Origin of the sequence: Actinomadura harenae (genome assembly GCF_003696215.1) — a bacterium.
Classification (GTDB): Bacteria; Actinomycetota; Actinomycetes; order Streptosporangiales; family Streptosporangiaceae; genus Spirillospora; species Spirillospora harenae.
The window spans coordinates 26,549-48,346 of sequence record NZ_RFFG01000062.1 but is presented as its reverse complement, the minus strand read 5'-3'; the positions used below and the strand labels follow the sequence as shown (position 1 = coordinate 48,346).

Genomic DNA, 21,798 nt, shown 5'->3' with positions numbered 1-21,798 from the left:
ACCGCGCCATCGCCGCCTACATCCGCTGGCACAACCACAACACCCACCCGAAAACCAACTTCGCCGCCAGCTCCCCGATCCGATCATGGACCAGTTACCCCAGCAAGGTTGCGTAACGAGCCACTAGCCGAAGAACGGGTGCGGGCCCGCTCCGGGAGGTTCCGGGGCGGGCCCGAGCCGTCTCCGCGGGCCTCGGCCGCCCCGGGACGCCCTGCCGCGGGCCTCGGCCGCCCCCGGGACACCCTGCCGCCGGGCCTCAGTGGCCTCCGGGACGGCCCGCCGCGGGCCCTGTGGCGGCCGTGGCGGCTCCGCAGTGGGGGTCGTACCAGGCGACCCACGCGGCCACGCCTGCGCCGCCCGTGCGGGTCAGCCAACCCGCCGGGTGACCGGGCCAGGTCCCCGTGGGCGGCGTCCCGTCCGTCGCGGCCGGGACGACGACCGTGCAGACGCCCCGCGCCGGAGCCCGGTGGGCCGCGTCGATCCAGCCGATCCGCGTCCACCACACCGGGTCGGTCAGCTTGATCCGCGCCACCCAGTGCAGCGACCGGTCGACGACGACGCCCCCGCGCTCGGACGCGGCGGGCAGCGGCGGCGTCGGCGCCACGCGCTTCCCGTCGCCCATGATGTCCACCATCGCCGTCGCGTTCACCACGAGGAGGACGAGCGCGACCGCCCACACGCCGCCGGACCGGCGACCCGCGAGCAACCCGGCCGCGACCAGCACCGTGAGCAGCCCGGTCGCGACGACCGTCGCGAGGACGAGCCGGAACTGCGTCCGGTCCTGGGTGAGGAAGTTCGTCTCGGGGAAGTCGAACCCGATGAACTGGTGCGTGCGCAGCCGCGTCCCCGCGTACAGGAGCACGGTCGCGCCCGTCCCGGCGGCGATGAGGATCCCGGCCAGGGACGCCCGCAGCACGTTCCGCGCCGTAGCCCGGAACAGCACCGCGACCGCGATGAGGACGTACACGAGCGCCAGCAGCGCCAGGTACCGGCCGTAGGCGAAGTTCCCGACGCGGTGCTCGTCGGCCAGCGCCGCCTCCGACGCGTACGCGATGCCGAACGTCGTCGTCAGCAGCACCCCGGCCATCAGCCGCGTCTCCCGGCGGCCGAGCGCGGCGAACGTCGCGACGAGCCCGATCCCCGCCAGGCCCCACGTCCCGACGACCAGGTACCAGACCTGGCCCGCCATCCCCGACAGCGACCACGCCTGCCCGGACACGCTGGTCAGCCGCTCCTGGAGCAGCCCGGCCATGTCGCGGGCGCCGCCCGGGTAGAGCGAACGCCGCAGCGCGTCGTTGACCGCGGACGCCGCCAGGTAGCCGCCCGCCGCCATGACCAGCCCCGCCGACATCTCGCGCCGCCGCGTCGCGAGCAGCGCGAGCACGTGGACGGCGAGCACCACCTCGCCGCGCGAGTGCGTGAAGCACGCGTACGCGGCGACCAGGCTCGCCAGCGTGCCGTCCACGGCCCGGCCCGTCCGGACGAACCGGTCGAGCAGCAGCAGCCAGCCGAGCACCAGCGTGGGCAGGATCGCGTCCGTGAGCGCGAACATCCCGAAGAACGTCGACGCGGGCAGCAGCGCGGCGGCGAACGCCAGGGGAAGCGCCGCGCGCCGCCCGAGCCCGAGCCGGCGCAGCGCCGCGACCCCCATCGGGAACAGCGCGGCCCCGACGAGCGCGTTGATGGCCATCACGCCGGTGTAGACGGTCGCGGGGTCGTCGGTGAACCAGTGCAGCGGGCTGATCAGCAGCGGGTATCCGGCCTGGTAGAAGGTGTGACCGGTGAGGTCCGCGCCGGGCCCGCCGGCCAGCCAGCGGGCACCCGCGAGATAGCTGGTGTCGTCCGGGTCCGCGACCGGGGCGGTGCGGGCGCGGGCCAGCCACAGCCGCAGCGCGACCTGCGCGACCGTGCCGAGCAGCAGCAGCCACGGCACCGGGTCGCGGCGGCGCGCGGCGGGCGGTGCGGACGGAACCGGCGGAGCGATGACCTGGGACATGAGTTCCACCGTCCCGGCGGTCCGTCGCGATCACGTTCGCACGATGTCCGGATTTCGTGACACAGGGAGGACAAAGATCGCCATACCCGGATAATGGTCGGGTGGCGAGCATCCTCTTCGTGGAAGACGACCCGTCCGCCCGCGCCGCCCTCGAGCTGGCCCTCACCCGCCTCGGGCACCGGGTCACCGCCCGCGCGACCGGCGAGGACGGCCTCGACGCGCTGCGCGCCCGTCGGCCCGAGATCGCCGTCCTGGACGTCATGCTCCCCGGCATCGACGGCATCGAGGTCTGCCGCCGCGTCCGCCGCGACGACACCCTCCCGGTCATCCTGCTCACCGCGCGCGGCGACGACCTGGACGTCGTCCTCGGCCTCGAGGCGGGCGCGGACGACTACGTCATCAAGCCGGTCGAGCCGCGCGTCCTGGACGCCCGGATCCGCGCCGTCCTGCGGCGCGCCGAGCAGTCCCACACCGACCGGTCCGCCTACGGCGACCTCGTCGTCGACCGCTCCGCGCTCAAGGTCACCAAGGCCGGGCGCGACGTCCGGCTCACCCCGACCGAGCTGCGGCTGCTGCTGGAGCTGACCCGCCGCCCGGGTCAGGCGATGACCCGCCAGCACCTGCTCGCCGCCGTCTGGGAGCACACCTACCCGGGCGACTCCCGGCTCGTCGACGCCTGCGTCCAGCGCGTCCGCGCCAAGATCGAGGACGAGCCCGCCGATCCGCGCCTCATCCAGACCGTCCGCGGCTTCGGCTACCGCTTCACCGCCCCGTGAGCGGCGGCGCCCGGCTCCGTTCGTGGCTGGCCCGCCCGTGGCCGGTCCGCCCGTGGCCCGTCCGGATGCGGCCCCTCCGCCCGGTGGCGCGGTACGTCCTGCCGTCCGCGCCACGGCTCCGCCCGATGGGCCTGCGCACCCGGCTCACCGCCGCGTTCGTCGCCGTGGCGCTGCTCGCCGCGCTGCTGGCGTCCGGGATCTCCTACGTGCTCGTCCGCCGCGCCGTGCTGCAGCGCGTCCAGGACACCGAGATCAGCGACGCCCGCCAGACCGTCGCCCGGTACGTCCCGGCCACGGCCCCGCCGGGGGTCGGCGAGATCGTCCGGCAGCAGCTCCGGGTGGCGCTGAACAACGGGGACCGGCAGGCGTGGGTGACCGACGTCCCCGACCCGGTGGCGGGGGTCTCGCCCGCGAGGAACCTCCGGGGACTCGCCGGGCGGGCGCTCGGCGTCCCGGTCAGCCAGGACTTCCTCGAGCAGGCGGTGCGGATCACGGTCTTCCAGCGGGTGCGGTCGCACGGCCACGCCTACCTTCTGATCGGGATGTGGCCGGGCCCGCCCGACGGCGCCACCTGGCTGGACCCGCGCCCGCTCGTGATCGTGGCGGTCAGCCTCCGGCACGAGGAGCAGGAGCTCGCCTCGCTCACCCGCGCGCTCCTGATCGCCGACGGGCTCGCGGTGCTGATGGCGCTCGTGATGGCCCTGGCCGCGACGCGCGGCGTCCTGCGCCCGGTCCGCGTCCTCGGACGGGCCGCGCGCGCCCTCGGGGACGGCGACCTGTCCGCCCGCGTCGGCGAGCGCGGCCGGGACGAGCTGACCGACCTCGCCCGCACCTTCAACCGGACGGCCGACCAGCTGGAGCGGATGGTCGGCGAGCTGCGCGCCAAGGACGCCGCGTCCCGCCGGTTCGTCGCGGACGTCTCGCACGAGCTGCGCACCCCGCTGACCTCGATGGTCGCGATGGCCGAGGTGCTCGCCGAGGACGGCGGCGAGGCCGCCCGGCTGGTCGCGGTCGAGACCCGGCGGCTGGGCGCGCTCGTCGGGCACCTCATCGAGATCAGCCGGTTCGACGCCGGGGCCGCGGCGCTCGTCCTGGACGACGTGGTGGTCGCCGACGCCGTCGCCGCGACCCTCGACGCGCGCGGCTGGACCGACGAGGCCGCCGTCGACGGCCCGCCGGACCTGGTCGTCCGGCTCGACCCCCGGCGGCTGGACGTCATCGTCGCGAACCTCGTCGGCAACGCGCTGCGGCACGGCGGGACGCCGGTCCGCGTCACGTTCGTCCCCGAGCGGGACGGTGTGGAGCTGACCGTCGCCGACACCGGGCCCGGCATCCCCCAGGACCTGCTGCCCCTCATCTTCAACCGGTTCGTCAAGGCGGAGGCCGCCCGGTCCCGCAGCGACGGCAGCGGCCTCGGCCTGTCGATCGCCCTGGAGAACGCCCGCCTGCACGGCGGCTCGCTCGCGGTCGCCAACGCTCCGGACGGCGGCGCCGTCTTCACCCTGTGGCTGCCCTCGGCGGACGAGGAGGACGAGAAGTGAGACCGATCACCGGCACCCCGCCCGTCCGGGCCGCGCTGGCGGCGCTGGCGGGGTTGGCCGCCGTGCTCGCGCCGACCGGATGCGGCGTCCGCGCGACGGGCCCCGTCGGGGCGGGCGACCTGCCGCGCCTGACGGCGCAGCCCAACCAGGTCGCGGTCTACCTGGTCAGGAACGGCAAGCTGGAGCGGGTGCCGCGTCCGGGCCTGCTGAACGAGCCGTACCTCGGCCTCCAGCAGCTCACCGTCAAGCCGTCGGTCACCGAGACGCGGCAGGGCTACCGGTCGCTCCTGCCGGACGGCGTCGTGCTGACGGCCGAGGCCACCGACCTCGACCCCGGCGGCCTGCTGACCGTCCGCGTCAACCGGGCGAACGTCGACTGGCCGCGGCTGCTCCTCGGCGAGGTGGTCTGCACCGCCAACGCCGCGCCCAACGTCAAGCAGGTCAGGCTCGACTACCCCATCTCCGTGGCCGTCCGCGGGAAGGGCGGCGGCCCCGAGGAGTCGAAGATGCTGGACAACCTGTTCAGGCGGATGGCGATCCGCTACACGTGCGCCGAGTTCGCCGACCTGACCGCGAACTGACCCCGCGCTGCCCCCCGCACCGACCCGCACTGACCCCGCACTGACCCCGCCCTGACCCGCACCGACCCCGCCCTGACCCGCACCGGCCCCGTCACCATGGCCCGCTAACCCTTGTCGAGCCAGTGTGTCGCCGTCGTCCCGAGCGCCGACCGGACGGCCAGGATCACCGTCCCCAGGATCAGCAGCGGGACGATCACCATGTGCTCGACCTTGCCGTTCGTCCTCGGGACGACCGGGATCGCGAGCCGCCACGGTATCGGCCACAGCACCGGACACCCCTGGGGTGTCAGGCAGTCGCCGATGATGTGCGCGAGGCACCCGACCGTGATCGCCCACCCGACGAAGCTCATGTCCAGGTCGTGCATCCACCAGACGGCGATGGCGGCCAGCGCGCAGTCGGCCAGCGCGGACTGCGGCTCCTTGCCCTCGAAGTCCAGGCCGATGCCCCGCAGCCCGAAGCCCACGATGATGAACAGCACCGCCCACCACGCGTAGCGCTGGTGGGTCGCGAGCCAGTCGACGCCCCAGCCCATCGCGACCGCGAACAGGATCGAGTGGGTTCCGTGCCGGTGCCCGCCGGAGATCTTCCCGACCCACTTGCAGAAGTGCTGCGACGGCGGGCCGAGCGTGTTGGCGATGCGCCCGTTGTGGTGGTCGATGTCCGGCAGCAGCGCCGCCCCCGCGGACACGACCGTCCCGGCGGCGAGCTGCTTGGTGTCGAGATGGAACGCGTACTGGTGCATCAGGTCCGTCCGCCCGAGCAGGGGGACGGCCGCCAGCCATACCAGTGCCCCGCTCAGCGCGTGCGTGTGCCCCATCATGCGCGCATCCCCGCCCCGTCCGTCCCGTCTTGCCAGGTACGGCGGGACCCTATCCCGTTAGTGATCGTTTTCGCGGACGGCGCGCCGAAGGTCGTGACCGCCCGTTCCGTCCGCCACGCCCCCCTCGTTCCCGGCATCGGGGACGTCATGCGCGTCGCGGGCCGCCATCACCCGCCGGACGTTGGCCTCGGCCCAGTCGGTCACGGCCTGGATCGGTCCCCGCAGGGAGTGCCCGAGCGGGGTCAGCTCGTACTCGACCCGGGGCGGGACCTCGGCGAACACCCGGCGGGCGAGAAGGCCGTCATGTTCCATTCCGCGCAGCGTGTGGGTAAGGACCTTGGGGGTGACGCCGCCGATCCGGTCGCGCAGGCGGGTGAACCGCAGCGGTCCGTCCAGCAGGCTCAGGACGATCAGCACCGACCACTTGTCGCCGATCCGGTCGAGCACCGTCCGGGTCGGGCAGGCCGGGTCGAAGGCGTCCCCGGGACGCATGATGTCCTCCATGGTTTCCCAAGGGTACCTATGGTTCGTTGTAGTAACCAGTATCCGATGGATACCGTGCGGTTCGACGAAAGGGAGACACCCATGAAGATCCTGCTCATCGGTTCCACCGGCATGGTCGGCTCGCGCGTCGCCGCCGAGGCGCGCGCCCGGGGCCACGAGGTCACCGGCGTGACCCGCAGCGGCAAGGACGGCACCGCCAAGGCCGACGCGAACGACGCCGCCGCCGTCGCCCGGCTCGCCCAGGGCCAGGACGCGATCGTCCTCGCGATCGCCCCGCCGCGCGACGGCTCGGACCCGGTCGCCCCGCTCCTCGCGGACGGACGCGGCGTCCTCGCCGCCGCCCGCGAGGCCGGGGTGAGGCGCGTCGTGATCGTCGGCGGCGCCGGCAGCCTCGAGGTCGCGCCAGGACAGCGCCTCGTGGACAGTCCCGGCTTCCCGGACCTCTACAAGAACGAGGCCCTCGCGCACGGCGCGCTCCTCGACGCCGTCCGCGCCGAGGGCTCCGGCCTCGACTGGACCTACATCTCCCCGGCCGCCGAGATCGGCCCCGGCGACCGCACCGGCACCTTCCGCCTCGGCGGCGACCGGCTCCTCACCGACGCCGACGGCAACAGCCGGATCAGCGCCGAGGACTACGCCGTCGCCCTGGTGAACGAGCTCGAGGACCCCAAGGCCGTCGGCCGCCGGATCACCGTCGCCTACTGACGGTGACGACGGGGTGAGCGCCTCCCGCCTCCGACCCGGCGTCAGCGGATGAAGATGGCGAACTCGGAGAGCTCGCCGGTGATCGCCGGGGGGAGGCCGGCGATCGCGGAGAGCTCCTCGGCGGAGACGAAACCGCCGGTCTCGGCGCGTGCCCGCTCGATCCGCCCGGCCAGCTCGGGGGTGACCCCGGGCAGCATGGTCAGGGCCTCGGGCGGGGCGTGGTTGACGTCCACCAGGCCGCCGTCGTTGAACTGGCGGTGCAGGTCGGGACGGCCGATCCGCAGCTCACGCGCGAGGCCCGGGTCGTTCGCGGCCAGGTCGCGGGCCTTGGCGCGCAGCAGCCGCTGCTGCCGGACCCGCTCCACCACCGCGTCGTTCCCGACGCCGGACAGCCCGTCCGGGTCGAACACCTGGCGCCGCACCAGGAACGCGTGCCCGCACCCGACGATCGCCAGCAGGAACATCAGGACGCCCGCGGCCCGCTGGGCCCCGCTGTCGGTCGCGAGGTTCGGCGCGATCAGCAGCAGGCCCGCGAACAACGCGCTGTACACGGCGGTCGCCCACACCAGGTGCATCCGCCGCCGCCACAGCGCGGCCGCCGCGAACGTGAAGGGGGTCGCGTAGCCCAGGGTCAGGAACGGCAGCGCCGCCCACGTCACGCTCAGCGCCGCTCTCCCGGGGGGCATGCTGTCCGAGGGCACTCGTGGCGGTTCGTACGGTGCGGGAGCGTTCATGAGGGAGCTCTTCCCGGACGCCCGGCGGCGGATGCCTCCGCGGTGGAGCGTCCTCTGTGGCGTGCTTCCCGGGAATCCGGCTACGGAAGCGTCAGGATCTCATGTCCGTCGTCGGTCACCAGGATGGTGTGCTCGAACTGCGCCGTCCGCTTGCGGTCCTTGGTGAGGACGGTCCAGCCGTCCGGCCACATGTCCCACTCGTGCGTGCCGAGGGTGAGCATGGGCTCGATCGTGAACGTCATGCCGGCCTGCATCACCGTCGTCGCCGCCTGGTCGTCGTAGTGCGGGACGACCAGCCCCGAGTGGAACGTGGTGCCGATGCCGTGCCCGGTGAAGTCGCGGACGACGCCGTACCCGAACCGCTTGGCGTAGGACTCGATCACCCGCCCGATCACGTTGATCGCGCGCCCCGGCCGGACGGCGCGGATGCCGCGCATCATGGCCTCGTGGGTGCGCTCGACCAGCAGCCGCGACTCCTCGTCCACCTCGCCGACCAGGAACGTCGCGTCGGTGTCGCCGTGGACGCCGTCGACGAACGCGGTGATGTCCACGTTGACGATGTCGCCGTCGCGCAGCTCGGTGTCGTCCGGGATGCCGTGGCAGATGACCTCGTTGATCGAGGTGCACAGCGACTTGGGGTACCCGCGGTAGCCGAGGGTGGAGGGGTAGGCGCCGCGGGCGAGCATGTACTCGTGCCCGATGACGTCCAGCTCGTCGGTGGTGATCCCGGGCCGGACGTGCCTGCCGACCTCCTCCAGCGCCTGCGCGGCGATCGTCGACGCCACCCGCATCCGCTCGATGATCTCCGGCGTCTTGACGTCCCGCTCGCCGGTCTTCGGCGTCTTCTTCCCCACGTACTCCGGACGTCGGATGTTCGCGGGTACCTTGCGCATGGGCGAGACACGGCCGGGCCGGAGGAGGTGGGTCGTCATGGTCAGCGAGTGTAGTCAGCCCCGGCGGGGGACGACTCCAGAGGCGTGATCGAGAAGGAGGGGGACATGGACCCGAACAAGGACATCGACGACGCGTGGTGGTTCTGCCTGAAGCACCTGCGCGTCGAGCACGGCGCGGGCTGCCCCGACAAGGACCGCATGGGCCCCTACGCGACCGAGGCCGAGGCGGCCAACGCCCTGGCCGAGGCCCGCGCCCGCAACAAGGCATGGGACGCCCAGGACGACGACTGACTCTCCACCAGGTCCGGGCGGCGAGCCCGCCCGGACCGGGCGGCCGGCGGCGCGTCGGTCGGCGGCGCGTCAGTCGACGACGGGGCCGGTGACGGCGTCGAGGAGGCGGGCGAGGCGGTCGCGCAGGCCCCGGCGCGACCGGGCGAGGTCCTGCCCGGCGGCCGCGCTGACCAGGTGCTGGGCACCGTCGAAGGTGACCAGGGGTTCGGCGGCCGGGACGGTCAGCGCCTCGTGGGCGAGGCCCTGGAGCTCCCGGTCGCCGCCGTCCAGGGCGAGGATCGTCGCGCCGACGCGGCGCGCGTCGTCGACCCGTTCCAGCAGCGGGACGGGCGCCTCGTCCTCGGCGACGACGAGGAGGGTCTCGCCGCGTCCGGCGTCCTCGAGCCGGTCCAGGCCGATCGCGAGGTGCGCGGGCGCGTCCGGCGGGGGCGACCAGCGGACGAGGGTGGGGGAGAGCCCCGGCAGCCCGTTCAGGCCGCTCTCGTCGTCCAGGTGGGCGGCGAGGTGCCACGGCTCGCCGCCGGGGGTGCCGACCAGCAGCAGCCCGCCGGGGGTCCGGGCGCTGACCCGCAGCGCCCGGCCGAACTCCCCGGTGCGCTCCAGCCAGCCGGTGGCGGCGAGGACCTCGCGCAGCATCATGACGTGCTCGGCGTCCATGCGTTCCATCGTGGCCCAGGCACGCCCCGGGGCGCGCCGTTTCGACGGGACGGGTCCCTGCCCTTCCGGACGGGAAGGGCCCGCGCGCGGCGCACTCCGCCCGGTTTGGCAGACTCGACGCCATGACAGACCAGCCGAAGAAGAACCCCCACGACCTGCCCGACGTCTCCGGCCTGAGCATCGGGATCCTCGGCGGCACCGGGGACCAGGGGAAGGGCCTGGCCCGCCGGTTCGCGCTCGCCGGGCACAAGGTCACCCTCGGCTCGCGCAGCGCGGAGCGGGCCGCGCAGGCCGCCGCCGACCTCGGCGCGGACCTGGGGATCCAGGGCGCGGCGAACGCCGAGGCCGCGTCCGGGTCGGACGTCGTGATCGTCGCCGTCCCCTACGAGGGCCACAAGGCGCTGCTGGAGTCGCTGCGCGAGGCCCTCACGGGCAAGATCGTGGTGGACTGCGTGAACCCCCTCGGCTTCGACAAGAAGGGCGCCCACGCGCTCCCGGTCGAGGAGGGCAGCGCCGCCGAGCAGGCCGCCGCCGTGCTCCAGGACACCGAGGGCGTCCGCGTCGTGGCCGCCTTCCACCACGTGTCGGCCGTCCTGCTGCTCGACCCCGAGGTGGACGAGACGGAGCTGGACGTCCTGGTCCTCGGCGACGACCGCGACGCCACCGACACCGTCCAGGCCCTCGCCGGGCGCATCCCCGGGATGCGCGGCGTGTACGGCGGGCGCCTCCGCAACGCCCACCAGGTCGAGGCGTTCACCGCGAACCTGATCTCCATCAACCGCCGCTACAAGGCCCACGCCGGCCTCCGCGTCACCGACGTCTGATCCCCGGGCGCCCGGCCCTCGCGGGGCCCCGGCGAGACGCTCACGGAACGTGACCGTCCGCGCTGCTACGGTTGCGTTCCGTGGAGATGGGGGAGGGGGCGGCACGGACCGCGCAGGTCATGCTGCCCTCACGGCGGCCCGGGCCGATGCGCGCGGTGCTCCGCCGCGTCGGGCTCGCCGTCGCGCTGCTGCTGATCGTGGTCGTCCTGGTCTACGTGGGACGGGACGGCTACCACGACGGGGCCCGCGCGCGGATGTCGCTGCTCGACTGCCTCTACTACGCCACGGTGACCGTCTCCACGACCGGCTACGGCGACATCGTCCCGGTGAGCGCCGGGGCGCGGCTGGTCAACACCGTCATCATCACGCCGGTCCGGGTGCTCTTCCTCATCGTCCTGGTCGGGACGACGCTGGAGGTGCTCGCCGAACGCACCCGCGAGGACTGGCGGAGAGCGCGCTGGAGGTCCAGGGTGCGTGACCACTTCGTGGTGGCCGGGTTCGGCACCAAGGGCCGCAGCGCGGTCCGGACGCTGCTGCGCAACGGCGTGCCGCCGCAGGAGATCGTCGTGGTGGACCCGGACCCGGCGGTGATCTCCGAGGCGACCCACGCCGGGGTGACCGGGGTCGTCGGGGACGCGACGCGCCGGTCGGTGCTGCGGCAGGCGGCGGTCGAGCGGGCCCGCGAGATCGTCGTCGCGTGCGCCCGTGACGACACCGCCGTGATGGTCACCCTGACCTCCCGGGAGCTGAACCCGGACGCGGGCATCCAGGCGACGGTCCGCGAGGCGGAGAACATCCCGCTGCTCCGGCAGAGCGGCGCGGACCACGTGGTCGTGTCGTCCGAGACGGCCGGGAGGCTCCTCGGCGTCGCCGCGCTGCACCCGCACCTCAGCGCCGTCATGGAGGACCTGCTCCAGCGCGGCAGCGGTCTCGACCTGGTCGAACGGGAGGTCCGGCCCGACGAGGTCGGGATCCCGGCCGGGACGGTCGCGCAGCCGGTGGTCGCCGTCGTCCGCGACGACCGGACGCTCGCCTACGACGACCCGGGCTGCTCCGTCCTGCGCGACGGCGACCGGCTCATCGTCGCCCGCTCCACGACCCCCGACCCGGACGCCGATGACTTCGACGACCGAACCCTCTGAAATCGGGAAGAGTCACCGGAGCGGTAGGTGACGTGCGGACGTCCAAGTGCTGACGTGGACGGGTGGCCGACTCTGATCCGCAGCATCTTCCGCGCCGTGCCGGAAACGGCGCGGAAGACGGTGCGGCGCGGGCATCCTGGGAGGTGCCGCGGCGGTTCCGCCGCGGCCGGGACGCGTCCTATGATCGCCGTACTACAGGGCAGGTGAGGATGAGGCAGATCCGGTCGGCCGACCCGTGGAGCGCCTTCCTGCGTCCGCCCGGACGCTCCTTCGACACCGGTCACGGGGGGACCGCGACGCGCGCGACCCCGGATCCCGGGAGCGGCGGCGGTCCCGTCACCGGACGAGGCGCCGGCGACCCGGACGGCGGCTCCGACCTGCCCGACGTGTGCCGGCGCGTTCTGGCGCGGCTCGGCGCCGCGGGACGTCCCCAGTCGCTCGAGCAGTTGCAGCACGGCACCGGCCTCGGGCTGCTGGAGATCGCGGACGCCGTGGAGACCCTCCGCGACCGGGGGCTGGTGACGGTGGAACGCGAGATCGACGAGATCGTGCGCCTCGCGCCCCCGGCGGACCGGTGACCTCCGGCGGACCGGTGACCTCCGGCGCACCGGTGGCCGGGAGCGGCCGGTGACGGGCTATCTGGTCACGGTCGCGCTCGCCTGCCTGGTGGGCGTCGCGGAGCTGGTGAGCCGGTACCGGGACCGTCCGATCACGCTGGTCCGGGTGCCGAGCACCTGGGCGTACGTGCTGATCAACGGGGCCGCGGGCGCCGGGTCGCTGTTACTCCTGCGGACGTTCCACTGGGAGTTCGGGGTGAAGTCGCCGCAGATGCTGGGCGCCGCGCAGGTGCTGGCCGCCAGCCTCGGCTCGATGATGATCTTCCGCAGCGCGGTGTTCACCGTCCGCGTCGGGGACGAGGACGTCGCGGTCGGCCCGTCCACCCTGCTGACCTCGCTGCTCGCCGCCGCGGACCGGGGCGTCGACCGCGTGCAGGCGCGCAGCCGCGCGCAGGACGTCGGCCGCATCATGGAGGGCGTCTCGTTCCCCCGGGCGAGGCTGGCGCTGCCCACCTACTGCCTGGGCCTCCTGCAGAACGTCTCCGCCGAGGACCAGGCCGACCTGCGCACCGCCGTCGACGCCCTCGCCGGAAGCGACATGTCGGACGGTCAGAAGACGCTCAACCTGGGCCTGCTGCTGATGAACGTCGCGGGCCCGGACGTCCTGGAGGCCGCCGTCCGCACCCTTCACAAGGAGATCCGCGACGTCGACGGCGCGGACGGCGCGGACGGGGAGGAGCGGCCCGGGCTCCCCGCGCAGCGGACGCCCGGGAACGGGCAGGACCCCGCCGGGGCCCGCGCTGGCACGGGCTCCGGCAGGGCCTGATCCGGTGCTCTACCGGTAGCTGTACTCGGGGGTCGGGAAGGTGCCCGCGACGACCTCTTCGGCGTACTCGCGCGCCGCGTCGCCGAGGACGGAGTACAGGTCGGCGTACTTCTTCACGAACTTGGCGGTGTGGGGGGTGAGCCCGGCCATGTCCTGCCAGACCAGGACCTGCGCGTCGGTGCCCTCGCCCGCGCCGATCCCGATCGTCGGGACCGACAGCGCGGCGGTGACCCGGCGGGCCAGCTCGTCCGGGACGCACTCCAGGACGACGGAGAACGCGCCCGCGGCCTCCAGCGCCTTGGCGTCGGCGAGCAGCCGCTCGCCGTCCTCGCCGCGTCCCTGGACCCGGTAGCCGCCGAAGGCGTTCACCGACTGGGGGGTGAGGCCGAGGTGCCCCATCACGGGGATGCCGGCGGCGACCATCGCCTCGACCTGCGGGAGGATCCGGCGGCCGCCCTCGACCTTGATCGCCTGGACGTTCGCCTCCTTCATGAACCGGGTCGCGCTCGCGAGCGCCTCGGGGACGCTCGCCTGGTACGACCCGAAGGGGAGGTCGGCGACGACCATCGCGCGCTTGGCGCCGCGCACGACGGCGGCGGCGAGCGGGACGAGGTCGTCCACGGTGACGGGGATGGTGGAGTCGTAGCCGTAGACGACCATCGCGGCCGAGTCGCCGACGAGCAGGACGGGGATGCCCGCCTCGTCGAAGACGCGCGCGCTGAGGGCGTCGTAGGCGGTGAGCATGGGCCACTTCTCGTGCCGACCCTTGGCGGCGGCGATGTCCCTCACCGTCACCCGGCGGGTGCCCTGGCCGCCGTAGAGGGCGGTCGGCTGGGCGGGTCCCTGCGGCTGTGCGGGGGAGTTCGGCGTGGAAGCGGACACGTCAGAAGACACGGTGTACCTCCAGTCTCGAGGCGCCACGGTGGCGTACCCGGACGGGACCGATGATCCCACCAGAACAACGGCCATGGAACCCCCCGCGATTCCCCCGCCGGTCCCTCTCCGGCGTGACGCGGACCTCCCCGCGCCCGGGCGCTTCGAGCATTCTGGAGGGTTTCGAAACGCTACGGTTGCGTATCTGAACTCCGCGGCGTACGCTCATTCCGCAACGCCTCCGTAGCGCAATCTCTTCCCGTGCCGCGAGCCCCCCGCCACGCATCACCCGCGACGAACCTCCCGCCGCGAACCACCCGCCACGAACCCGACACGAACCCTCGAAGGAGTTCCGTGGATCCCCAGACCATCCAGCGGCGACGCTGGTACGTCCTCGGCGTGCTGACGGTCAGCCTGCTCGTCGTGGTCCTGGACAACACCATCCTCAACGTCGCCCTGAAGACCATCGCCGACCCGCACGAGGGGCTCGGCGCGACGCAGAGCCAGCTCGAGTGGTCGATCAACTCCTACACGCTGGTGTTCGCCGGACTGCTGTTCACCTTCGGGGTGCTCGGCGACCGGCTCGGCCGCAAGCGGGTGCTGCTCGGCGGCATGGTGATCTTCGCGATCGCCTCGCTCGCCTCGGCCTACGCGCAGTCGCCGGCCCAGCTGATCTGGGCCCGCGCGCTGATGGGCCTCGGCGGCGCGGCGGTCATGCCGCAGACGCTGTCCATCATCACCAACGTGTTCGAGCCGAAGGAGCGGCCGCGCGCCATCGCCCTGTGGGCGGGCGCGGTCGGCCTCGGCGTCGCGATCGGCCCGATCACCGGCGGCCTGCTGCTGGCCCACTTCTGGTGGGGCTCGGTCTTCCTGATCAACGTCCCCGTCATCATCGCGGGCGCCGCGGCGATCGTGTTCCTGGTCCCCGAGTCCCGCAACCCCGAGCGCGGCGGCCTCGACCCGGTCGGCGTCCTGCTGTCGATCATCGGCCTGGTCGCGGTGTCCTACGGCATCATCCGCGGCGGCGACAAGGGCGCCTGGGGCGCGGTGGACGTGCTGGTGCCGATCGGCCTCGGCGCGCTGGTGCTGGCCGCGTTCGTCTGGCACGAGGCCCGCACCGAGCACCCGGCGTTCGACGTCCGGCTGTTCCGCGACCCGCGCCTGTCGGCGTCCGTCGCCGCGATCGCGCTGTGCTTCTTCGCCGCGGGCGGCGTGTTCTTCTTCTCCAACTTCTACATGCAGTCCGTGCGCGGCCTGAGCCCGCTCCAGTCGGGCGCGATGGTCATGCCGTTCGCGGTCGCTCAGCTGGTGTTCTCGCCGCGCAGCGCGTCCATGGTGCGCCGGTTCGGCGCCAAGGCGGTCTGCACCGTCGGCCTCCTCGCGGTGACCGGCGCCCTGGTCGGCTACCAGTTCCTGGACGTCCACACCCCGCTGTGGGTGCTCGGCGTGATCTTCTTCGTGCAGGGCGCGGGCATGGCGAACGTCATGCCGCCCGCGACCGAGGCCGTCATGTCGGCCCTGCCGCGCGAGAAGGCGGGCGCGGGCTCCGCGCTCAACAACACCGCCCGCCAGGTCGCGGTCGCGCTGGGCGTGGCCGTCCTCGGCTCGGTGATCTCCTCGATCTACCGCTCGGACCTGCGCGAGAAGCTCGCCGGGCTGCCCGCGGCCGCGCGTGACGTGGTCGGCCAGTCGATCGCGGGCGCGCACCAGGCGGGCGCGGTGTCCTCGGAGGCGAGGGCCCTGATCGCCCCCGCGGACGAGGCGTTCGTCCACGCGGTGCACGTCGCGGCGGGCGCCGCGGCCCTGATCGCGCTGTTCAGCGCGCTGGTGGTCCTACGCTGGATGCCGGGCCGCTCCGCCGTCGAGGACGAACCCGCCGCCGGTTCGCCCGCCGCGTCCGGGGACGGGGAGGCCGAACCGGCGCAGGGGAGCCAGGAGACGGCGACCGTGTGAGAATGTGAACCGCGATGACCGAGAGTAAGCCGACCGCGCGGCGGACGGCGGAGACCGACGAGAGCCGCCCGGGCGCCGCGCGCCCGGGGCGGCCCCGCAGCGAGCGCGCCGAGAAGGCGATCCTGGACGCCACCGTCGACCTGCTGGCCGAGGAGTCCGGCGTCGACGGGGTGTCGATGGAGGCCGTGGCCGCCCGCGCGGGCGTCGCCAAGACGACCATCTACCGGCGCTGGCCCAACAAGGAGGCGCTGATCGTCGACGCGCTGGGCGCGCTCAAGGGGCCGCTGCCCGAGCTGCCCGGCACCGGCGTCCGGGACGACCTGCTCACCCTCGCCCGGTACATGTCGGTCGAGCGGGGGCTCAAGGCGTCCCGCTGCTTCTGGAACGTGGTCGGCGGCGCGGAGAAGTACCCCGAGCTGTACGAGCGCTACCGGCAGGACGTCATGCTCCCGCGCCGCGAGGTGTACCTGGACGTGCTGCGCCGCGGCGTCGAGCGCGGCGAGGTGCGGCGCGACGTCGACGTGAACGTGGCGGTGGCGATGCTGGTCGGCGCGTTCGCCTACCACAAGCCTCCGGACCCCTTGCCGGACGGCTTCGGCGAGCAGCTCGTGGACACGATCCTCCGGGGTATTTCGACGGATTGACCGTGACGTCTGTTTTTCCATGCCGTTTTCGCCTCGTCGGCCGTGATCTTCTCCCCCAGCCCGCCGGGCATGCTCCATACTGGGCTGGGGGAGTGGATGCAGGACCGGCTGACTGGAGCGTCAGGTGAGATCCGTCATGGCGCCACGGGGCGATGGGCCCGTCGGCGATTCCCCGTCCCGCACACTCGTGCTCGGCTTCGACGCCGATCGCGCGATCGTCCAGTGCGGGCCCAACTGCCTCGCCGTCCTCGGCCATGATCCGGCCGGCCTGATCGGGCGCCCCGCGGCCGATCTGGTCGCCGACGACGCCAAGGCCGAGCTCGAGGCGCTGCTCGAGGCGGCAGCCGCCGGGCAGGAGCGCACGGCCGTGCTCTCCGCGCGGCACGCCGACGGCCGCGGCGTCGACGCGGTCGTCACGGCGCAGCCCATGGTCGGCGACGGCACCGTGGGGCTGCTGTACGTCCGGGTCGCGCTGCCGCCGAGCGAGCGCTTCCAGGACCCGTCCCTCATGCGCCGCGCGCTGATGGACGACGCGCTCACCCGGTTCGGCCAGTCCCTCGACCTGGACCAGACCGCGAAGGGCATCGTCGACGTCGTCGTCCCGCACTACTGCAACGTGTCGTCCGTGCTGATCCTGGAGAGCCTGATCGCGGCGGACGAGGTGCACGAGGAGACCGGCTCGGCGGTCATGCGCCGGATCGCGGTCACCTCCGAGGACGAGGACCCCGCCTGGACCGCGACGTTCCCGGTCGGCGAGGTGCTGGTGTTCCCCGAGGGCACGCCCTACCGCGAGGTCCTCGCCACCGCGCGGCCCGTCCACCTGGCGCACGTCGAGCGCGGCGACGCCGGCGACATCGCCGAGAAGTGGCGGCGCAACCCGGTCGGCCACCTGCTGTCGGACGTCTCGATGGTGCTGCTGCCGATGATCGCCCGCGACACGCTGCTCGGCTTCATCGCCTGCACCCGCGTCCAGGGGCACCGCCGCTTCGACCCCTACGACGTCGAGATCGGCATGGAGTTCGCCGCCCGCGCCGCGATCGTCATCGACAACGCCCGGCTGTTCAGCCGCGAGCGCGCCACCGCTCTCGCGCTCCAGCGCAGCCTGCTGCCGAACCGGCTGTCGGCGCCCGCGACCGTCGAGGTCCGGCACCGCTACCTGCCCGGCAGCAAGCTCGTCGAGGTCGGCGGCGACTGGTACGAGTCGATCGCGCTGCCCGGCGCCCGCGTCGCCCTCATCGTCGGGGACGTCGCCGGGCACGGCGTCCGCGCCGCGGTCACCATGGGACGGCTGCGCACCGCGCTCCACACCCTCGCGAACCTGGAGCTCCCGCCCGCCGACGCGCTGCACGTCATGCACGAGCTGATGATCGAGCTCGGCGAGCAGGAGCCGCACTTCGCCACCTGCGTGTACGCCGTGTACGACGCGACCACCGGCACGCTGGAGGTCGCGTCCGCCGGGCACCTGCCGCCGCTGCTCGCCGCCCCGGACGGCGCGAACGCCTACCTGGAGGTGCCGCCCGCGCCGCCGCTCGGCGTGACCGGCGGCGCGGCCATCGAGAGCCGCGAGTTCACCGTCGAGGACGGCTCGGTCTTCGTCATCTACACCGACGGCCTGGTGGAGAACCGGGGCCGCGACATCGACGACGGCCTGGCCCGGCTGCGCTCGCTGTTCACCGCCGAGACCGTCGGCCGCCCGATGGAGGACCTGGCCAAGGCCACCCTCGCCGGCGTGTACGCCGACCAGCACCGCGACGACATCGCCGTCCTGCTGGCGCGGCTGCACCGGATGCCCGCCGACCGGATGGCGTCCTGGCCGCTGCCGACCGACCCGGCGTCCGTCCGGCGGGCCCGCGGCCTGGTGTGCAGCAAGCTCACCGAGTGGGGCCTGGGCGACCTCGTCTACACCACCGAGCTCCTGGCGTCCGAGCTGGTCACCAACGCCCTGCGGTACGCGCCGGGCGGCATCGAGCTGCGGCTGCTGTTCGAGCGCACCCTCACGCTGGAGGTGCTGGACCGCTCGGCCGCCCTGCCGCGCCTGCGGCACGCCCTCGACGACGACGAGAACGGGCGCGGCCTGCTGGTCGTCAGCCAGCTCGCGCACCGCTGGGGCACCCGCCGCACCACGGCCGGCAAGGTCGTCTGGTGCGAGCAGGTCGTCCCCGGCGTCCCGCCCGAGCCGGAGGAGCCCATCCCCAACTGGCCCGGCGAGAACCACCACCGGTAGCGCCGGCGCCCCGGCGGGTCAGGGGTTCTCGCGCCAGCGGTCGGTGATGGGCAGGCGGCGGTCGCGGCCGAAGTTCTTCGGGGTGACCTTGGGGCCCGGCGGGTACTGGCGGCGCTTGTACTCGGCGAGGTCGGTGAGGCGGATGACGCGGTCGACCAGGTCCGGGTCGTGGCCGGCCGCGATCAGCCGGTCGCGTCCCATGTCGTGCTCGACGTAGTCGACGAGGAGCGGGTCGAGGACGTCGTAGGGCGGCAGGGAGTCGGAGTCCTTCTGGTCCGGGCGCAGCTCGGCGGACGGCTCCTTGACGATGATCGCCTCGGGGATCGGCGGCCCCTCGAACGGGTGGAGGAACGGCAGGTCGGAGCCGACCTGCGCGTTCCGCCACCGGGCCAGCGCCCAGACCATGGTCTTCACCAGGTCCTTGATGGGGCCGAACCCGCCCGCCGAGTCGCCGTAGAGGGTGGAGTAGCCGGTCGCGAGCTCGCTCTTGTTGCCGCCGGTCAGCACCAGGTGGCCGTGCTCGTTCGACAGGCCCATCCAGACGTTGGCGCGGATCCGTGCCTGGAGGTTCTCCGACGCCAGGCCGTGCAGGTCGAGCTCGGCCTCGAACGCGTCCACCATGCCGCCGATCGGGACGATCCGGGCGTGCACGCCCTGCCGCTTCACCAGCTCCTCGGCGTCGGTGACCGAGTGCTCGGACGAGTAGCGGCTCGGCAGCATCACGACGTGGACGTTCTCCGGGCCGATGGCGTCGGACGCCAGGGTCGTGACCAGCGCCGAGTCGATGCCGCCGGACAGCCCGAGCAGGACCGAGCGGAAGCCGTTCTTGCGGACGTAGTCGCGGGTGCCGGTGACCAGCGCCGCGTACACCTCGCCGAGGTCGTCCAGCCGCTCGGCGACCTGCTGCGGGCGGGCCGGGTAGGCGGGGACGGGGTCGCCGGACAGCACATGCCGCTCGATCGTGATGGTCGTGCCGTCGGAGGCGGCGACGGGCTCGCGCGCGGGCCGCGCCGCCGGGCCCGCGGCGGGCAGGGTGAGGTCGGAGACCAGCAGGTACTCGGTGAACTGCGGGGCGCGGGCGAGCATCGCGCCGTCCGCGCCGACGACGATCGAGTCGCCGTCGAAGACCAGTTCGTCCTGGCCGCCGACCATGTTGACGTAGACGAGCGCGCAGCCGGCCTCGCGGGCGCGGCGGGCGCACAGCTCCAGCCGGGTGTCCTGCTTGTCGCGCTCGTAGGGGGACGCGTTGAGGGCCAGTAGCAGGCCCGCGCCCGCCGTTCCGGTGACGCCGACCGGGCCGCCGTCCTGCCAGAGGTCCTCGCAGACGACGGTCGCGACGTCCACGCCGTGCACCCGGACGACCGGCAGCGTGTCGCCGCGGACGAACACGCGGTACTCGTCGAACACGCCGTAGTTCGGCAGGTGGTGCTTGGCCGAGCGGACGATCACCTCGCCGCCGTGCAGCCAGGCGGCGCCGTCCAGCGGGGACCCGGCGGGCTGCCCCGGCCGGACGAGGGCGACCGTCCGGCGGTCGAGGTGGCCGACGACGACGGGCAGGTCGCCGAGGCCCTCGTCCGCGAGCCGCCGGGCCAGCCGCTCGAGCGCGTCGCGGGACGCGTCGACGAACGACGAGCGGAGCGCGAGGTCCTCGACCGGGTAGCCGGTGAGGACCATCTCCGGGAAGACGACCAGGTGGGCGCCCGCGTCCCGGGCCCGGCGGGCCCAGGCGGCGACCAGCCCGGCGTTGCCGCCGAGGTCGCCGACGGTCGGGTTCACCTGTGCGAGCGCGATCCTGAGCTGTGCCACGTCTCCACCCTAGAAGGTCGCCGTTCCCCGGCCTCGGACCGGGTATCGTCACTATGACGATAATTGGCGTCCGGGGTCAAGCGGCGGAGGGGCCCGTCCGCCGCCGGATCGCCGGGGCGAGGGCCAGCTGGGCGCCCGCCGCGACGAGTCCGATCGCCCCGCACACGGGCCACATCAGCGCCGACCCGCCGAGGCCGAGCAGCTGCGTCCCGCCGAGCGGCGCCAGCATGAAGCCGCCGGACCACGCGAGCCCGTACAGCCCGCTGTAGCGTCCGCGCAGGTGGTCGGGGGACAGCCCGGCGACGACCGCCTGCAGGACGGACGCGACCATGATCTCGCCGAACGTCCAGAAGACCACGACGACCGCGTACTGCCACGCCGTGGACGCCAGCGCGGTGCAGCCGACGCCGATCCCCACGATCGTCATGCCCGCGACCAGCACCAGCGAGTGGTCCCGCCGCGTCAGCCACGCGATCACCACCGGCTGGACGGTGATGATCACCAGGCCGTTGAGCCCGATGACCCAGCCGTAGGTGCCCGGGCCGAGGCCGTGCTCGCGCATCGCCAGCGGCATCGTCGTCATGGACTGCATCAGCACGAACACGTAGGCCATCGCCGCGAACGTGTAGCCGACCATGACCCGGTCGCGCAGGACGTCCAGGAAGCTGCCGCGCGGCGCCGCGACGGCGACCGCCTCGGCGTCCGCGCTGTCCGCGCTGTCCGCGCTGTCCGCGCTGTTCACCGGGACGGACGGCCGCGTCTCCGGCACCGCCCGCCAGACCAGGATGCCGAACCCCGCGCAGGCCGCGGCGTTGATCCAGAACAGGGTGTGGAACCCGGTGCGGGCCAGCGCCCCCGCCGACACCATCGCGACCGCCCAGCCGAGGTTCACGGCCCAGAAGTTCAGGCCGAACGCGCGCGCCCGGTCCTCGGCGGGGACCATGTCCGCGACCATCGCCTGGGCGGCCGGGCGGAACATGTCGGCCATGAGGCCGAGCAGCGCCGCCGCCGCGATCAGCATGACGATGCCCTGCGAGTACCCGAGGACGAGCATCGCCGTGCCCGTGCCGAACGTGGACAGCAGCAGCGTCCGGCGCCGTCCGAAGCGGTCCGCGAGCAGCCCTCCGATGAACTGGCCGACGAGCGACCCCGCCCCGTGGACGGCCATCACGCCGCCCGCCTGCCCGAGCGACAGCCCCCGCGCGCTGGTCAGGTAGAGGCCGAGGAACGGCTCGACCATGGTGCCGAGCCGGTTGACCAGCGTGCCCGTCCAGAGCGCCCAGAAGGCGCGCGGGAAGCCGCCGAGGTGGGTGGCGAAGAAGGAGGTCAGGCGGTTCGGGGGAGTGGGCAGGACAGGGTCTTCGAGGCGATCGTCGAGCGTGGTCACGGAGACGATGCTCGGGCCGCCGGACCGGTCCCGACATTCATTTAGTCTGAGCTAAACGATCGG

The 21,798-nt window shown here is 73.6% G+C and carries 21 protein-coding genes; 12 read left to right on the top strand and 9 right to left on the bottom strand.

From position 1 onward, the window contains the following. Nucleotides 1-256: 256 nt before the first annotated feature. The gene (locus tag EBO15_RS28720; RefSeq protein ID WP_122197578.1) at nt 257-1,996 is read right to left on the bottom strand and encodes a hypothetical protein; all 1,740 of its coding nucleotides are present in this window, start codon (nt 1,994-1,996) and stop codon (nt 257-259) included. A gap of 101 nt (nt 1,997-2,097) precedes the next feature. Between EBO15_RS28720 and EBO15_RS28715 the strand changes: the two genes are divergently transcribed. From EBO15_RS28715 to EBO15_RS28705, 3 genes are all read left to right on the top strand, one after another. Further along, the gene (locus EBO15_RS28715; RefSeq protein WP_122197577.1) at nt 2,098-2,772 is read left to right on the top strand and encodes a response regulator transcription factor; all 675 of its coding nucleotides are present in this window, start codon (nt 2,098-2,100) and stop codon (nt 2,770-2,772) included. 83 nt (nt 2,773-2,855) lie between these two features. After that, nucleotides 2,856-4,313: a sensor histidine kinase gene (locus EBO15_RS28710; RefSeq protein ID WP_233616491.1), complete on the top strand. Its 1,458-nt coding sequence runs from the start codon at nt 2,856-2,858 to the stop codon at nt 4,311-4,313. After that, nucleotides 4,310-4,894 (top strand): hypothetical protein, encoded by a 585-nt coding sequence (locus EBO15_RS28705; RefSeq protein ID WP_122197576.1) that lies wholly within the window; start codon nt 4,310-4,312, stop codon nt 4,892-4,894. Before EBO15_RS28710 ends, EBO15_RS28705 begins: the two co-directional genes overlap by 4 nt. A 104-nt stretch (nt 4,895-4,998) precedes the next feature. Here the strand turns inward: EBO15_RS28705 and EBO15_RS28700 are convergent, their stop codons facing one another. Together EBO15_RS28700 and EBO15_RS28695 are read right to left on the bottom strand one after the other, a co-directional pair. After that, nucleotides 4,999-5,715, bottom strand: coding sequence for a metal-dependent hydrolase (locus EBO15_RS28700; RefSeq protein WP_199744868.1), 717 nt, complete (start codon nt 5,713-5,715; stop codon nt 4,999-5,001). 57 nt (nt 5,716-5,772) lie between these two features. After that, nucleotides 5,773-6,219: a winged helix-turn-helix transcriptional regulator gene (locus EBO15_RS28695; RefSeq protein WP_122197575.1), complete on the bottom strand. Its 447-nt coding sequence runs from the start codon at nt 6,217-6,219 to the stop codon at nt 5,773-5,775. 81 nt (nt 6,220-6,300) lie between these two features. Between EBO15_RS28695 and EBO15_RS28690 the strand changes: the two genes are divergently transcribed. Further along, entirely contained in the window at nt 6,301-6,924 is a 624-nt protein-coding gene (locus tag EBO15_RS28690; RefSeq protein WP_122197574.1) for an NAD(P)-dependent oxidoreductase, read from the top strand. Nucleotides 6,925-6,965: 41 nt separating this feature from the next. Here the strand turns inward: EBO15_RS28690 and EBO15_RS28685 are convergent, their stop codons facing one another. Then, the gene (locus EBO15_RS28685; RefSeq protein WP_233616490.1) at nt 6,966-7,610 is read right to left on the bottom strand and encodes a ComEA family DNA-binding protein; all 645 of its coding nucleotides are present in this window, start codon (nt 7,608-7,610) and stop codon (nt 6,966-6,968) included. Nucleotides 7,611-7,738: 128 nt separating this feature from the next. Beyond that, nucleotides 7,739-8,590, bottom strand: coding sequence for a type I methionyl aminopeptidase (map, locus tag EBO15_RS28680; RefSeq protein ID WP_122197572.1), 852 nt, complete (start codon nt 8,588-8,590; stop codon nt 7,739-7,741). 66 nt (nt 8,591-8,656) lie between these two features. Here map and EBO15_RS28675 point away from each other — a divergent pair, with 66 nt between their 5' ends. Then, on the top strand, nt 8,657-8,842 hold the full coding sequence (locus tag EBO15_RS28675; protein WP_122197586.1) for a hypothetical protein: 186 nt from the start codon (nt 8,657-8,659) through the stop codon (nt 8,840-8,842). A 69-nt stretch (nt 8,843-8,911) separates the two neighbouring features. On the opposite strand, the gene EBO15_RS28670 is transcribed toward EBO15_RS28675, so the two are convergent. Continuing rightward, complete coding sequence (locus EBO15_RS28670; RefSeq protein ID WP_199744867.1) at nt 8,912-9,499, bottom strand: hypothetical protein; 588 nt, start codon at nt 9,497-9,499, stop codon at nt 8,912-8,914. Between the two features lie 122 nt (nt 9,500-9,621). Here EBO15_RS28670 and npdG point away from each other — a divergent pair, with 122 nt between their 5' ends. The 4 genes from npdG (at nt 9,622) to EBO15_RS28650 (ending at nt 12,848) form a co-directional block, all read left to right on the top strand. After that, nucleotides 9,622-10,323, top strand: coding sequence for an NADPH-dependent F420 reductase (npdG, locus tag EBO15_RS28665; protein WP_122197570.1), 702 nt, complete (start codon nt 9,622-9,624; stop codon nt 10,321-10,323). A gap of 86 nt (nt 10,324-10,409) precedes the next feature. After that, nucleotides 10,410-11,465, top strand: coding sequence for a potassium channel family protein (locus tag EBO15_RS28660; protein WP_233616493.1), 1,056 nt, complete (start codon nt 10,410-10,412; stop codon nt 11,463-11,465). A gap of 209 nt (nt 11,466-11,674) precedes the next feature. After that, the gene (locus EBO15_RS28655) at nt 11,675-12,043 is read left to right on the top strand and encodes a hypothetical protein (RefSeq protein ID WP_122197568.1); all 369 of its coding nucleotides are present in this window, start codon (nt 11,675-11,677) and stop codon (nt 12,041-12,043) included. Between the two features lie 49 nt (nt 12,044-12,092). Then, entirely contained in the window at nt 12,093-12,848 is a 756-nt protein-coding gene (locus EBO15_RS28650) for a hypothetical protein (RefSeq protein ID WP_233616489.1), read from the top strand. 9 nt (nt 12,849-12,857) lie between these two features. Here EBO15_RS28650 and panB read toward each other — a convergent pair whose 3' ends face one another. Next, entirely contained in the window at nt 12,858-13,730 is an 873-nt protein-coding gene (panB, locus tag EBO15_RS28645) for a 3-methyl-2-oxobutanoate hydroxymethyltransferase (RefSeq protein ID WP_233616492.1), read from the bottom strand. 345 nt (nt 13,731-14,075) lie between these two features. Here panB and EBO15_RS28640 point away from each other — a divergent pair, with 345 nt between their 5' ends. The 3 genes from EBO15_RS28640 (at nt 14,076) to EBO15_RS28630 (ending at nt 18,542) form a co-directional block, all read left to right on the top strand. Continuing rightward, nucleotides 14,076-15,674, top strand: a complete 1,599-nt coding sequence (locus tag EBO15_RS28640; RefSeq protein ID WP_122197566.1) for an MFS transporter — start codon at nt 14,076-14,078, stop codon at nt 15,672-15,674. Nucleotides 15,675-15,688: 14 nt separating this feature from the next. Further along, nucleotides 15,689-16,318, top strand: coding sequence for a TetR/AcrR family transcriptional regulator (locus EBO15_RS28635; RefSeq protein ID WP_122197565.1), 630 nt, complete (start codon nt 15,689-15,691; stop codon nt 16,316-16,318). A gap of 136 nt (nt 16,319-16,454) precedes the next feature. Beyond that, on the top strand, nt 16,455-18,542 hold the full coding sequence (locus EBO15_RS28630; protein WP_122197564.1) for a SpoIIE family protein phosphatase: 2,088 nt from the start codon (nt 16,455-16,457) through the stop codon (nt 18,540-18,542). Nucleotides 18,543-18,560: 18 nt separating this feature from the next. Here the strand turns inward: EBO15_RS28630 and EBO15_RS28625 are convergent, their stop codons facing one another. Further along, complete coding sequence (locus EBO15_RS28625) at nt 18,561-20,348, bottom strand: NAD+ synthase (RefSeq protein ID WP_122197563.1); 1,788 nt, start codon at nt 20,346-20,348, stop codon at nt 18,561-18,563. Between the two features lie 76 nt (nt 20,349-20,424). Beyond that, on the bottom strand, nt 20,425-21,735 hold the full coding sequence (locus EBO15_RS28620; RefSeq protein WP_233616488.1) for an MDR family MFS transporter: 1,311 nt from the start codon (nt 21,733-21,735) through the stop codon (nt 20,425-20,427). Between the last annotated feature and the right edge of the window lie 63 nt (nt 21,736-21,798).